Raw genomic sequence first — 12,310 nt, forward strand, 5'->3', positions numbered from 1 at the left:
ACCGGGGCCCGCAGGGACCACGGTCAGCCCATGACCACGTCGAGGGGGCTGCCGAAGATGCTGCCGGACTGGTCCTGCGCGCCGGACTCGTCGGGCCCGTCGGGGATCAGCCCGCCGCCGTCGGGCAGATCGGGGACTTCCGGGACGGTCTCGGGGCCGATCTCGCCGGGGTCGACACCGCGGTCGAGGTCGGAGCCGAGGTCTTCTCCGGAGCCGGGGTACTCGTCGGGACCGGAGCCGGGTGCCGCGCCGGGATCGGCGTCGGGATCGGCGTCGGGATCGGTGTCGGCGCCCGCGTCGGCGAGGGAAGGACCGGAGTCCTGGCCGGCCGCCGAGGGGTCGGCGAAGAGGCCGGTGAAGGGGTCGCCGGAGACGACGCGTCCCTCGGCCGCCGGGACGACGCTGTCCGCGCCCGGCATCGTGATCTTCTCCCCCGCACCACCGCGTCCGGCGACGATGAGCGCCGCCGAGAGCGCGCAGGCGGTGAGGAGAGTGGCAGTGGGTAGTCGCACCACGTTCTCCCGCATCGTCTCGTGCATCGTCTCGATCCCTCACCCGGAGGTGATTCGCCCACTATTGTCTGCTTCACCCGCCAGGGTCACGCAACCGGAGGACGCGACCACACACAGTGACATGGTCCGACCGCAGAGAAGGAGCGCACGGCCGTGGACTGGTTCACCGCACCCGAGTACTGGCTGAGCCGCCTGGTCTTCCAGCGGGCCCTGGCCGCTGTCTACCTGGTCGCGTTCCTGACGGCCGCCCTCCAGTTCCGGGCGCTGCTCGGCGAACGGGGGATGCTGCCGGTGCCCCGCTTCGTCGAGCGGGTGCCCTTCCGGCGGGCGCCGAGCCTGTTCCACTGGCGCTACTCCGACCGGCTGTTCGCGGGCTGCGCCTGGACGGGCTGCGCGGTGTCGGCGGCCCTGCTCGCCGGTCTGGACGCATCGCTGCCCCTCTGGGCGGCGATGTCACTGTGGCTGGTGCCGTGGGCGCTGTATCTCTCGATCGTCAACGTGGGCCAGACCTGGTACGGGTTCGGCTGGGAGTCCCTGCTGCTGGAGACCGGCTTCCTCGCCGTGTTCCTCGGCAACGACGAGGTGGCCCCGCCGGTCGTCGTGCTCTTCCTGATGCGCTGGATCCTGTTCCGGGTCGAGTTCGGCGCGGGCCTGATCAAGATGCGGGGCGACGCCTGCTGGCGGAAGCTGACATGTCTCTACCACCACCACGAGACCCAGCCGATGCCCGGCCCGCTGAGCTGGTTCTTCCACCATCTGCCCAAACCGCTGCACCGCGTGGAGGCGGCGGCCAACCACTTCACCCAGCTCGTCGTGCCGTTCCTGCTCTTCGCCCCGCAGCCGATCGCGACGGCGGCCGGGTGCCTGATGATCCTGACCCAGCTGTGGCTGGTGCTGTCGGGCAACTTCGCCTGGCTGAACTGGATCACCGTCGTCCTGGCCGTGTCCGCGGTCGAACTGCCCGCCGGGCACCGGTCGGCCCCCGCCACCCCGCTCTGGTACGAGATCGTGGTCCTCGCCGTGGCCGCGCTGCTGCTGTTCCTCAGCTACCGCCCGGTGCTCAACATGCTCTCCCGCCGTCAGGTGATGAACCGCTCCTTCGATCCGCTGCACCTGGTCAACACCTACGGCGCGTTCGGCAGCGTGAGCCGGATCCGCTACGAGGTGGTGATCGAGGGCACGCTCGACGACGTGCCGCGCGAGGACTCCGACTGGCGGGAGTACGAGTTCAAGGGCAAGCCCGGCGATCCCCGGCACTGGCCGCGCCAGTTCGCGCCGTACCATCTGCGGCTGGACTGGATGATGTGGTTCGCGGCGCTCTCCCCCGCCTATGCCGGGGCGTGGTTCACCGCCTTCGTGGAACGGCTGCTGGAGAACGACCGCGACACGCTGAGGCTGCTGCGCCGCTCCCCGTTCCCGCCCGACGAGCCCCCGCGCCACATCCGCGCCCGCCTCTTCCGCTACCGCTGCACCACATGGCGCGAGCTGCGGGAGACGGGCGCGTACTGGCATCGCAGTCACGTGCGGGAGTATCTGCCGCCGACGCGGCTGGCGGGGTCGGCTCAGAGGTCGTAGACCCGGACGGCGGTGCTCTCGAAGATCTCGGTGTGCGCGCCCGGGTCGGTCAACTGCCGTGCGATGTCCAGGACTTCACCGTAGGAAGCGGTGGGCGTGCACACCGGCCAGTCCGAGCCGAACATCAGCCGGGCGGGCCCGAAGGCCTCGAGCACCGTGTCCGCGTACGGGCGCAGGTCCTCGACGGTCCAGGACCCGGGGTCGGCCTCGGTGACCATGCCGGAGAGCTTGCAGACCGTGTTGGGCAGCGCCGCGAGGGCCCGGACGTCGGACGTCCACGGCTCCAGCGCGGCGGAGGCGATCGGCGGCTTGCCCAGATGGTCGAGGACGAAGGTGAGTCCGGGCAGGGAGGCGGCCGCCTCGACACAGGCCGGGAGCTGGTGGGGCAGCACCACCAGGTCGTGGACGAGACCGGCGGCGGCGAGGGCGGTGAGCCCGCGCCGTACGTCCGCCCGCAGCAGCCACCTCGGGTCCGGCTCGCCCTGGACCTGGTGGCGGATGCCCTTGAGGAACCGGCCGCCGGGGAGTTCCCGCAGCCGGGCCAGTTCGTCGGCGACGTCCGCGCGGGTGAGGTCGGTCCAGCCGACGACACCCGCGATCAGGTCGTTCGCGGCCGCGAGGGCGAGGAACTCGGGGGTCTCCTCGGCCACGGTGACCGTCTGGACGAGGACCGTACGGTCGACACCGGCCGCGCGCGCCTCCGGCGCCAGGTCGTCGACGGTGAAGTCCCGCCGGAGCGGGCTGCCTTCGGCGATCCAGTCCTGGTCCCGCACCGACAGGTCCCAGACGTGGTGGTGCGCGTCGACGGTCACGGCAGCTCCCAGACGACGGGCAGGCCGGCGCCCGCGCCCTCGTCGGAGTAGTCGTGCACCACGTCGAGCAGCTCGGCCATCCGTGCCTGCCACACCACGTTGACGGGAAGCTTCTCCAGTTCGGCGAGGAGGCGCGGGTAGTCCTCGCACTCCAGGACATGGAACAGATCGGTACCGCTGCGCCAGATCGTCCAGGAGGTGGCGCCGGCGCCGCGGATGGCGTCCGTCAGTTCCTTCGGCACCTCCCGGTGCGCGGCCTCGTACGCGGCGACGCGGTCCGCACGGACCCTGGTGTGCAGGGCGACCCTCATGACGGCTCCTCGGGGGGAAGCAGACCCGTGTCCCGCAGCTCCTGCCAGAAGGCGGCGGGGACCTGGGTCGTGAACTGTTCGGCGCAGTCCCGCACTTCGGCCGCCGAGCGGGTGCCCACCAGGACGCTCGCCACGGCCGGGTGGGCGGCGCAGAACGCCAGGGCGGCGGCGCGCAGGGTGATGCCGTGCCGGTCGGCGGTCTCCTTCATCCGCAGGGCCCGGTCCAGCAGCCCGGCCGGCGCCTGGGCGTAGTCGAAGGTGGCGCCGGGCCGGGGGTCGGCCAGCAGACCGGAGTTGAAGGCGCCCCCGACGACCACCGACACGCCACGCTCGACGGCGGCGGGCAGCAGCTCGACGCCGGCCCGCTGGTCGAGCAGCGTGTACCGGCCCGCGCACAGCACCACGTCGACGTCCGTGTCCCGGACGAAGCGCGTGAGCATCTCCGCCTGGTTCATGCCGGCGCCGATCGCCCCGACGACGCCCTCCGCGCGCAGTTTCTCCAGCGCCGGGTAGCCCTCCCGGAAGGCCTGTTCGGCGTGGTCGTCGGGGTCGTGCAGGTAGACGACGTCCACGCGGTCGAGGCCGAGCCGTTCCAGGCTGGCCTCCAGGGTGCGTCGTACGCCGTCGGCGCTGAAGTCCCATACGCGACGGTGCGTGGCGGGGACCGCGAAGCCGTCGGCCAGGTCGTCGCCGCCCCGGTCCGTGGCCTCCAGTCGGCGGCCCACCTTGGTCGAGACCGTGTACCGCGAGCGGGGGTGCTCGCGCAGGGCCGCGCCGAGGCGGCGTTCGGACAGGCCGAGACCGTAGTGCGGCGCCGTGTCGAAGTAGCGGATGCCCTGCTGCCAGGCGGCGGCCACCGCCTCGTGCGCCTGCTCCTCGCCGACCTCGGTGAAGAGGTTGCCGATGACGGCGGCGCCGAAGGCGAGCGGACTGACCGGGACGCCGCTGCGCCCGAGCGTGTTCACCGGCCCACCGGCCGCAGCCGCAGGCCCTGCATCCCGCCGTCGACGGCGAGGGAGGTCCCGGTGGTCGCGCCGGACAGGGGGCTCGCCAGATAGGCGATGGCGCCCGCGACCTCGTCGGCGGCGACCAGCCGGCCGCTGGGCTGGCGGGCCTCCAGGGCGGCGCGCTCGGCGGCCGGGTCGTCGGCCGCGTCGAGCAGCCGCCCGACCCACGGGGTGTCCGCGGTGCCGGGGTTGACGCAGTTCACGCGGATGCCCTCGCGTACGTGGTCGGCGGCCATGGCGAGGGTCAGCGAGTACACCGCGCCCTTGGTCGCGCTGTAGAGGGCGCGCTGCGGCAGACCGGCGGTGGCGGCGATGGAGCAGGTGTTGACGATCGCCGCGTGCGAGGAACGCCTCAGGTGGGGCAGGACGGCGCGGGCCGCGCGGACCATGCCGAGGACGTTGACGTCGAGGACCCGGTGCCATTCGGCGTCGTCGTTGTCCTCGACGGTGCCCTGGGCGCCGACACCCGCGTTGTTGACCAGGATGTCCAGCCCCCCGAGGGCGGTGACGGCGGCCGCGACCGCCGCGCGCACGGAGGCGTCGTCGGTGACGTCGGCGGGATATCCGAGCAGGGGCTTCCGCACGCCCGACGGGTCCAGGTCGAGGACGGCGACCCGGGCGCCGCGCTCGGCCAGGAGCTCCGCGGTCGCCCGGCCGATGCCGGAGCCGCCCCCCGTCACCAGGGCCGTCAGCCCTTCGAAGTCGCTCACGCCGCCTTCTCCTTCCGGATCACGAGGTCGGCGGCCCGGAAGTCGCCGGCGGGTTGTGTGCCGCATATTTATCAGACCACTTCCGCCCACCGACACCCCCCGGGTAGCTTTTTGGCGAGTTGCATGCCCAAGTGGTCCGACCACATCGCTGGGGATGGCGGCGCATCGGCGACAGGAGAGGCCACGTGGAAGACACTCCGCGCACCGGGACCGGCGTCCCGAAGGGCACGGTGACGCAGCGCGCCATCGAGCGGATCAAGGCGATGATCACCGACGGGTCACTGGAGCCCGGCCAGCGGCTGCCGACCGAGCGTGATCTCGCGGTGGAGCTGGGCATCTCCCGCAGCTCGATGCGCGAGGCGATCCGGGCGCTCACGGTGCTGGGGGTGCTGGAGGCCCGGCACGGTTCCGGGATCTACGTCACCGCGCTGGAGGCGGGGGACCTGCTGGAGACGTTCGGGGTGGTGGCCGATCTGTCGCGGGGCCCGCGTCTGGTCGAACTGCTCCAGGTACGCCGGATCCTGGAGTCGACGGCCACCGCACTGGCCGCGGCCCGCATCACCCCGGAACAGCTGGCCGTGGTGGAGGGGCACCTGGCGGCGATGAACGCGACGGACGACCCCGAGGAGATCCTCGCGCACGACCTGGAGTTCCACCGGGCGATCGCGGCGGCCGCCGGCAACGAGACGATGGCGGCGATCCTGGAGGGCCTGTCCTCACGCACCTTCCGGGCCCGCGTCTGGCGCGGCTACCAGGAGGAGGGCGCCTTCGCCCGGACCCGCCGCGAACACGCCGCGATCCACCGCGCGCTCGCCGCCCGTGACCCGGAGGCCGCCCGGGCGGCGGCGGCCGCCCACGTGGGCGAGGTGGAGGAGTGGCTCAGGGGGCAGGTGGAGCCCTGAGCCACGGCCGCCTCTCGACGCGGGACTCCCGGCGGGGCAGAGTTCTCCTACGTACTCGCCAGTAGTGCACGCACACCGAGGGAGCTGCCTGTGACCAGCTGGGTCGGCCGGACCGCCGTCGAGATCGCCGCCGCCGTCCGCGCGAAGGAGGTCACGCCCCGTGAGGTGGTGGCCGAGCATCTCGCGCGGATCGAGCGGCTGGACGGCCGGATCGGAGCGTTCCGCACGGTGCGGGCCCGAGCCGCCCTGGCCGAGGCCGACGAGCTGGCCGCCCGGGGCGACCTGACCGGACTGCCACTGGCCGGGGTGCCGGTGGCGGTCAAGGACAACCTCGGTGTGCGGGGCGAGTCGACCCGGGTCGGCTCGGCCGCGACACCGGACACCCCGGCCGACGCCGACCATGTGACGGTGGCCCGGCTGCGGGCGGCCGGTGCGGTGGTCGTCGGCCTGACCAACGTGCCGGAGCTGTGTGTCTTCGGCACCACGGAGGGCGTGCACGGCACCGCCCGCAACCCCTGGGACACCTCCCGCACGGCGGGCGGCTCGTCGGGCGGCAGCGCGGCCGCGGTCGCCGCGGGCCTGGTACCGATCGCCCTCGGCAACGACGGTATGGGCTCGCTGCGCATCCCGGCGGCCAACTGCGGCCTGGTGACCATCAAGCCGGGCCACGGGGTGGTGCCGGCCGGGATCGGCGAGGGCGACTGGTTCGGGATGTCGGAGAACGGTCCGCTGGCGACGACGGTCGAGGACGCGCGGCTGATGCTGTCGGTCCTCGCGGACACCGACGCCGCGGCGGCCGGGGAACCCGGTGCGCTGAAGATCGCCGTCTCCGTGCGCAGCCCGCTGGCCGGGGTCACGGTGAGCAAGCCGTACACGGGCGCCGCGCGGGACGCGGCCGGGGTGCTGGTCCGGGCGGGACACCATGTGGAACGGGCCGAGCCGCCGTATCCGCTGTCGCTGGGCGTCACCTCGCTCGCGCACTGGACGGCGGGCACGGCGGTGGACGCCGCGAGCCTCGACCCGCGGCTGCTGACCCGGCGCACCCGGGTGCACGCGGCCGTCGGCCGGCGCTTCCTGTCCGGGGTGCGGGGCGGCTCGGCACGGGAGGCACTGCGCCGACGCCTCGAGCCGTTCTTCGCGGAGTACGACGTGCTGCTCACTCCGGCGCTGGCGCGACGCTCACCGAAGTCGGCGCCGTGGCACGAGCGGGGCTGGTTGCGCAATGTCCTGGTGAACACGAACTACTCGCCGCTGACGCCGCCGTGGAACCTGACCGGCTGGCCGGCCATGGCGGTCCCCTTCGGCACACTGCCGTCCGGTGCTCCCACGGCGGTGCAGCTGGTGAGCCTGCCCGGGCGGGAGGGCGAACTGCTGCGACTGGCCGAGCAGCTGGAGAGCCTGCGTCCGTGGCGACGGACGGCTCCGCTCGACTGAGCGGAGAGAGCGGGCCCGGCGTGGGCGTGCCTGTCGCACACCCAGGCCGGGCGACCGCGAGCGGTCAGTCCACGCTGGGCAGGATGTGGGGCTCGGCGAGGTCCTCCTCGTAGCCCGCCAGGCGGATGGGGGCGGAGCGGGCCCACACGTCGAGGCTGCCGATCTCGCCGGGCCGACGGCCGGCCCGCTCCGGACGTTCCTTGGGACGTTGCTCGCGATTCGTCTTCTCCGGTGTCACCGCGCACTCCTTATGTGTCGGGTCACCCTCGGGGCGTGCCGGCCAGTCTGCGGTCCGGCGCCTGACGCTCCCTCGGGCCTGGCTCAAGTCGGTCGAGGACGCGGTGGCGCCGGCAACTTCTTGGAGGGCGAGCCGTTGTGAAGCGGCCTGTCCCATGACGGACCGTGGGTGTGGGTGGCACTCCGTACTGCTGTCCGTCCGCTACACATTAACCAAATGAGCGGGTGGCCGCTCGATAGGGCTGAAAATTTGGGGTAACCATGGCAAGTCACCCGTATGTCACCGCAGGTGAATTGAACCTTTTTCCACCCTGATGCACCTTCTGGATTCACCCGTCCGGGCGATATCGCTGGGCGTGGCGGCCCAGGGAGGCCGCGCATTCGCCCGCGAGTTCGTCGCGCAGTTCAAGTGCCGTTCGTCCGGTCGCAAGCAGGCCATGGTCTGCTGGCGTCCGGCAACGGCGGTCTCGCGGAAGGACTGACGCATGGAGCTGCGCAGCGTCGAGGAGCTGATGGACCTGCTGTACGCCTGCCGGGGCGTGCGGGACACCCCGGACCGCGGGGTGCCCGGCGTCGACCTGCACGATCACGCGCTCCAGACGGCGGCACTGCTGCGCCGCGGTCGCCCCGCCGACAAGGAGCTCCAGCTCACCGGGCTCGTCCACCCCATCGGTCACCTGCTGTGCCCCACCGACGCCACCGGCCGGCCGGAACGGGCCGCCGAGGCCGTACGCCCCCTGCTCGGCCCCCGGGTCTCCCGTCTCGTCCACCTGCACCCCTGGCACGGGCCCACCGCCGACGACGATCTGCTCAGCCTGCGCCAGGCCGACGAGGACGGCCGGGCGCCCGGGTTCGACGCGGGCGTGCTGGAGGACTGGCGCACCGTGCTGGAACTGGTGGCGGCACGGAACTCACGCCTCGGGGCTGTCGACTGACGGACCGTCATGAGACGGTACGCCGATGACGTCGTCGTACGGGTTGCGGGGCAGGGCCGCCGTCGTCACGGGGGCCACGCGCGGGATCGGCTGGGCGGTGGCACGGGCGCTCGCCGACGCCGGGGCGCGGGTGTGCGTCAGCGCGCGGGATCCGGACGGGGTGCGCCGCGCGGCCGGGGAGCTGGACGGCATCGGACTGGCCGGTGACGTCGGGGACCCCGGGCACCCCCACCAGCTGACCGAGCTGTGCCTGGACACCTTCGGCCGGCTGGACGTGCTGGTCAACAACGCCGCGACCAACCAGCCCTACGGACCGCTCATGGACGCCGATCCCGGCGCCTGGCGGGAGGCCTTCACGGTGAACGTCGAGGCGCCGCTGCGGCTGGTGCAGTGCGCGTGGCGGGGTTGGATGCGTGAGCACGGCGGCGTGGTCGTCAACATCTGCACGGAGGGCGCGGGACACGTCGGGCCCGGCGTCGGCGCCTACGGCACCAGCAAGGCGGCCCTCCTCCACCTCACCCAGCAGCTCGCGGGCGAACTGGGCCCGGGAGTGCGGGTGAACTCCGTCTCCCCCGGCCTGGTACGCACCGAGATGGCACGGTTCGTATGGGAGCCGGGAGAGAAGGAGAGGGCGGCGGCCTTGCCGCTGGGCCGGATCGGGGAACCGGAGGACGTGGCACGAGCGGTGCTCTGGCTGTGCTCCGACGAGGCGAAGTGGATCACCGGGGCGGACCTGCTGGTGGACGGCGGCACGAAGGTGCGCCGGGCACACATCGCCACCTGAGGGCCACGGAGGCGCGGCCGGCCCTCACAAGCCCGCCCCCGGCCCCAGTCACCGGCCCCGGCCACCGGCCACCGGCCACCGGCCACCGGCCACCGGCCACCGGCGCAGAACGGCCCTACCACTTACCGGGGGCGTAGTCCTTCAGGAACACCCCGTACAGATCCTCACCCTGCTCGCCGCGCACGATCGGGTCGTAGACGCGGGCCGCGCCGTCGACCAGGTCGAGCGGGGCGTGGAAGCCCTCCTCGGCGAGACGCAGCTTGTCGTAGTGCGGGCGCTCGTCGGTGATCCAGCCGGTGTCGACCGAGGTCATGAGGATGCCGTCGGCCTGGAACATCTCCTGGCCGCTGGTCCGCGTCACCATGTTCATCGCGGCCTTGGCGGCGTTGGTGTTCGGGTGTCCCGCGCCCTTGTAGCCACGGCCGAAGACGCCCTCCATCGCCGAGACGTTGACGACGTACGCGCGGCCGCTCGTCGCCTTCCTGGCGGCGTCGGCCATGGCCGGGCGGAGCTTGCTGATCAGGATGAACGGCGCCGTGTAGTTGCACAGCTGGGTCTCGAGGAGCTCCACCGGGGAGATCTGCTCGATGGTCTGCACCCAGGTGTTGGTGTCGACGACGTCGGGGACCAGACCGCCCGCGTCGATGGCGGTGCCGTCGAGGTGCCGGGCGATGCTGGCGTTGCCCGCGACCAGGGCGAGGTCGGCGACCTGCTGAGCGTCGATGCCGGAGATTCCGGCGGGCAGTGCGGCCAGCCCGTCGACCGCGCCGGAGCCGAAGGCGCCGATGACATGGTGGGCGGGCAGCTCGCCGGCGGGCAGCGGCGCGCTCTCGCCGTCGACCAGGGCGGCGTACGCGGAGGGCAGTCGCCGGACGGTCTGCGTCGCGTTGTTGACAAGGATGTCGAGGGGGCCCGCCTCGGCGACCTGGTCGGCGAGGGCCACGGCCTGCGCCGGGTCGCGCAGGTCGATGCCGACGACCTCCAGACGGTGCATCCAGTCCCCCGAGTCGTCCATGGCCTTGAAGCGGCGGATGGCGTCCTTGGGGAAGCGGGTCGTGATCGTCGTGTGCGCGCCGTCCCGCAGCAGCCGCAGCGCGATGTACATGCCGATCTTGGCGCGGCCGCCGGTGAGCAGGGCGCGCTTGCCGGTGAGGTCGGCGCGCACGTCGCGCTTGTCGCGGTTCAGTCGGGCGCACTCGGGACAGAGCTGGTGGTAGAAGTAGTCGACCTCGACGTACCGGGTCTTGCAGGTGTAGCAGGAGCGCGGGCGCTGGAGTATCCCGGCGATCCGGCCCTCCTCGGTGACCGAGGACGGCAGGATGCCCTCGGTCTCGTCGTCGATGCGCTGGGCGGAGCCGGTCGCGGTGGCCTCGGTGACCGACTTGTCGTGGGCGGTCTTGGCGGCCCGGCGGTCCTGGCGGCGGCGCTGCTTCACGGTGCGGTAGACGCCGGCGGTGGCCCGGCGCACGGCGATCGCGTCGGGGTGGTCGACGTCCAGCTGGTCGAGTTCGTCCAGCACGGCGAGGCAGACGGCGAGCCGCTCCGGGTCGATGCCGGGCCCGTACACGACCTCGTCCACGACCTCCTCCGTGACCGCCGTGGAGCCGTCCTCTGTCACCGTCATCGCGCTGCCGCTTCCCTGATCACCCGTGCGGCGCTCCGACCGAGTCCGCCCTCGAAGGACGAATTTTACGGAGCGCCGGGCCGCTCCTCCAAACCCGTTCCCGTCAAGAGCCGCAGGCCGTGATGAGCGTCTCCACCTCGGCGGTCAGGGCGCGGGCGAACCGGTCGAGATCGGGGACCGCCGCGGCGTCGGCGACGAGCCCGTAGTGGATCTGGCCGCGGTAGGTGGAGACGGCGACCGCGAGGGCCTGGCCGCGGGCGAGCGGGGCGTACGGGAAGACCTCGGTCACCGGGTTCCCGCCGAGCTTCAGGCCGAAGCCGGGCAGGGGCACGCTGGTGACGAGGATGTCGAACCAGAGCCGGGCGGCGTGGCCGACCAGCGGGCCGCCGAGGCGGTGGCCGAGGGCCGGGACATGGTCGGCGAGCAGGGCGACGGCGCCGGCGCCCCGGCCGGGGCCCGCGTCCTTGTTGCGGTCCATGGCGGCGCGGACCGTGGCGAGGCGGCGCAGCGGGTCCGGGTCGTCGACCGGAAGCCGCATCAGGTACCCGGAGAGCCGGTTGCCCTGGGGGTGGGCGGTGCGCGGGCGGCGCTTGGAGACGGGGATGAGCGCGCGCGGCACGACGCCCTCGCTGCCGTCGCCGCGTTCGTCGAGCCAGCGGCGCAGCGCTCCGGCGACGACCGCGATCAGCACGTCGTTGACGGTGCCGCCGGCGACCTTGCGGATCCGGTGCACGTCGTCGAGGTCGATGACGACGCCGGCGGTGCGGCGGGTGCCGGTGGACGCGGCGGTGAGGGCGGGGGTGGGGCGCATGCCCAGGGTGTGCACGGCGACGGAGGCGCCGATGTCGAGGGCGCGGCCCACGTCGGAGACGGCTCCGCGCAGCAGGCCGGGCAGTCTGCGCACGTCGGGGAGGGCCCCGCGGGCCGGTCCGGCGGGGCGGGGGCGGGGGGCGGGCAGATCCATGGGGTCCAGGACGGCCGCGGCCAGGGTCAGGGCGCGCAGTCCGTCGGCGAGGGCGTGGTGGAACTTGAAGAGCACGGCGAAGCGGCCGCCGGCCTCGTCCGGCAGGACGTGGGCCTCCCAGGGCGGGCGGCCGCGCTCCAGGGGACGCTCCATGAGCCGCCCGGCCTCGGCCTGGAAGTCGGCGGTGGGCGCGTGCAGCGTGACGTGGTGCAGGGGGTCGAAGTCGGGGTCCGCCTCCCGGGTCGCGCCGCCGAAGGCGAGCGACCGGCGCAGGTCGAACGGTTCCGAGCGGTCGAACGGCCGCCACAGGTCCCGGATCCGCATGCGCAGTCCGGGAACGGCGGCGGCACGGGCCGCGAGCAGGTCGGCGGCGTGGGCGCCCGCGGTGGGCGACTGCGCCGTGAAGACGCCGAGCGCTCCGAGGTGCATGGGGTGCTCGGCCGACTCGAGGTTCCAGAACGCCAGGTCGAGGGGGGCCAGCAGATCATCAGCAGTCAAGGGCT

13 protein-coding genes are annotated in these 12,310 nt (G+C 73.2%); 5 read left to right on the plus strand and 8 right to left on the minus strand.

The features are described from left to right. Positions 1-23: 23 nt before the first annotated feature. Positions 24-539: a hypothetical protein gene (locus OG933_RS07245; RefSeq protein WP_405626003.1), complete on the minus strand. Its 516-nt coding sequence runs from the start codon at positions 537-539 to the stop codon at positions 24-26. A 126-nt stretch (positions 540-665) separates the two neighbouring features. On the opposite strand from OG933_RS07245, the gene OG933_RS07250 reads away from it, so the two are divergent. Further along, the gene (locus OG933_RS07250; protein WP_405626006.1) at positions 666-2,087 is read left to right on the plus strand and encodes a lipase maturation factor family protein; all 1,422 of its coding nucleotides are present in this window, start codon (positions 666-668) and stop codon (positions 2,085-2,087) included. Here OG933_RS07250 and OG933_RS07255 read toward each other — a convergent pair. Genes OG933_RS07255 through OG933_RS07270 form a run of 4 tightly spaced genes read right to left on the minus strand, consistent with a single transcriptional unit; the run spans position 2,075 to position 4,927 of the window. Then, positions 2,075-2,899 (minus strand): amidohydrolase family protein, encoded by an 825-nt coding sequence (locus OG933_RS07255; protein WP_405626009.1) that lies wholly within the window; start codon positions 2,897-2,899, stop codon positions 2,075-2,077. The two genes, OG933_RS07250 and OG933_RS07255, sit on opposite strands and share 13 nt — an antisense overlap. Next, positions 2,896-3,210, minus strand: a complete 315-nt coding sequence (locus tag OG933_RS07260; protein ID WP_142267272.1) for an L-rhamnose mutarotase — start codon at positions 3,208-3,210, stop codon at positions 2,896-2,898. Before OG933_RS07260 ends, OG933_RS07255 begins: the two co-directional genes overlap by 4 nt. After that, positions 3,207-4,175, minus strand: a complete 969-nt coding sequence (locus OG933_RS07265; RefSeq protein WP_362519204.1) for an aldo/keto reductase — start codon at positions 4,173-4,175, stop codon at positions 3,207-3,209. The genes OG933_RS07260 and OG933_RS07265 overlap by 4 nt, the downstream gene beginning before the upstream one ends. Continuing rightward, a complete protein-coding gene (locus tag OG933_RS07270) occupies positions 4,172-4,927 on the minus strand; it encodes an SDR family NAD(P)-dependent oxidoreductase (RefSeq protein ID WP_405626012.1) in 756 nt (251 codons plus the stop codon). Before OG933_RS07270 ends, OG933_RS07265 begins: the two co-directional genes overlap by 4 nt. Before the next feature lie 185 nt (positions 4,928-5,112). Here OG933_RS07270 and OG933_RS07275 point away from each other — a divergent pair, with 185 nt between their 5' ends. Further along, positions 5,113-5,829 carry a FadR/GntR family transcriptional regulator gene (locus OG933_RS07275; protein WP_405626015.1) on the plus strand — a complete coding sequence of 239 codons (717 nt, stop codon included), beginning with the start codon at positions 5,113-5,115 and terminating at the stop codon, positions 5,827-5,829. 90 nt (positions 5,830-5,919) lie between these two features. Further along, positions 5,920-7,263 carry an amidase gene (locus OG933_RS07280; protein ID WP_405626018.1) on the plus strand — a complete coding sequence of 448 codons (1,344 nt, stop codon included), beginning with the start codon at positions 5,920-5,922 and terminating at the stop codon, positions 7,261-7,263. Positions 7,264-7,327: 64 nt separating this feature from the next. On the opposite strand, the gene OG933_RS07285 is transcribed toward OG933_RS07280, so the two are convergent. Then, on the minus strand, positions 7,328-7,501 hold the full coding sequence (locus OG933_RS07285) for a hypothetical protein (RefSeq protein ID WP_020127513.1): 174 nt from the start codon (positions 7,499-7,501) through the stop codon (positions 7,328-7,330). 484 nt (positions 7,502-7,985) lie between these two features. Between OG933_RS07285 and OG933_RS07290 the strand changes: the two genes are divergently transcribed. Both OG933_RS07290 and OG933_RS07295 read left to right on the plus strand, forming a co-directional pair. Then, on the plus strand, positions 7,986-8,435 hold the full coding sequence (locus OG933_RS07290; RefSeq protein ID WP_362519191.1) for a hypothetical protein: 450 nt from the start codon (positions 7,986-7,988) through the stop codon (positions 8,433-8,435). A gap of 25 nt (positions 8,436-8,460) precedes the next feature. Continuing rightward, a complete protein-coding gene (locus OG933_RS07295) occupies positions 8,461-9,219 on the plus strand; it encodes an SDR family oxidoreductase (protein WP_405626021.1) in 759 nt (252 codons plus the stop codon). A gap of 115 nt (positions 9,220-9,334) precedes the next feature. Here the strand turns inward: OG933_RS07295 and OG933_RS07300 are convergent, their stop codons facing one another. Continuing rightward, the gene (locus tag OG933_RS07300) at positions 9,335-10,843 is read right to left on the minus strand and encodes an SDR family NAD(P)-dependent oxidoreductase (protein ID WP_362519185.1); all 1,509 of its coding nucleotides are present in this window, start codon (positions 10,841-10,843) and stop codon (positions 9,335-9,337) included. A gap of 103 nt (positions 10,844-10,946) precedes the next feature. Next, entirely contained in the window at positions 10,947-12,305 is a 1,359-nt protein-coding gene (locus OG933_RS07305) for a wax ester/triacylglycerol synthase family O-acyltransferase (RefSeq protein WP_362519182.1), read from the minus strand. Between the last annotated feature and the right edge of the window lie 5 nt (positions 12,306-12,310).

The sequence above is a fragment of the Streptomyces sp. NBC_00016 genome (assembly GCF_045040885.1).
Lineage (GTDB): Bacteria > Actinomycetota > Actinomycetes > Streptomycetales > Streptomycetaceae > Streptomyces > Streptomyces coriariae.

What these genes read in the sequence shown, in the direction of transcription:
- OG933_RS07245 (WP_405626003.1), bottom strand. Translation starts at nt 539, where the DNA reads ATGCACGAGACGATGCGGGAGAACGTGGTGCGACTACCCACTGCCACT.
- OG933_RS07290 (WP_362519191.1), top strand. Translation starts at nt 7,986, where the DNA reads ATGGAGCTGCGCAGCGTCGAGGAGCTGATGGACCTGCTGTACGCCTGC.
- OG933_RS07300 (WP_362519185.1), bottom strand. Translation starts at nt 10,843, where the DNA reads ATGACGGTGACAGAGGACGGCTCCACGGCGGTCACGGAGGAGGTCGTG.
- OG933_RS07260 (WP_142267272.1), bottom strand. Translation starts at nt 3,210, where the DNA reads ATGAGGGTCGCCCTGCACACCAGGGTCCGTGCGGACCGCGTCGCCGCG.
- OG933_RS07295 (WP_405626021.1), top strand. Translation starts at nt 8,461, where the DNA reads ATGACGTCGTCGTACGGGTTGCGGGGCAGGGCCGCCGTCGTCACGGGG.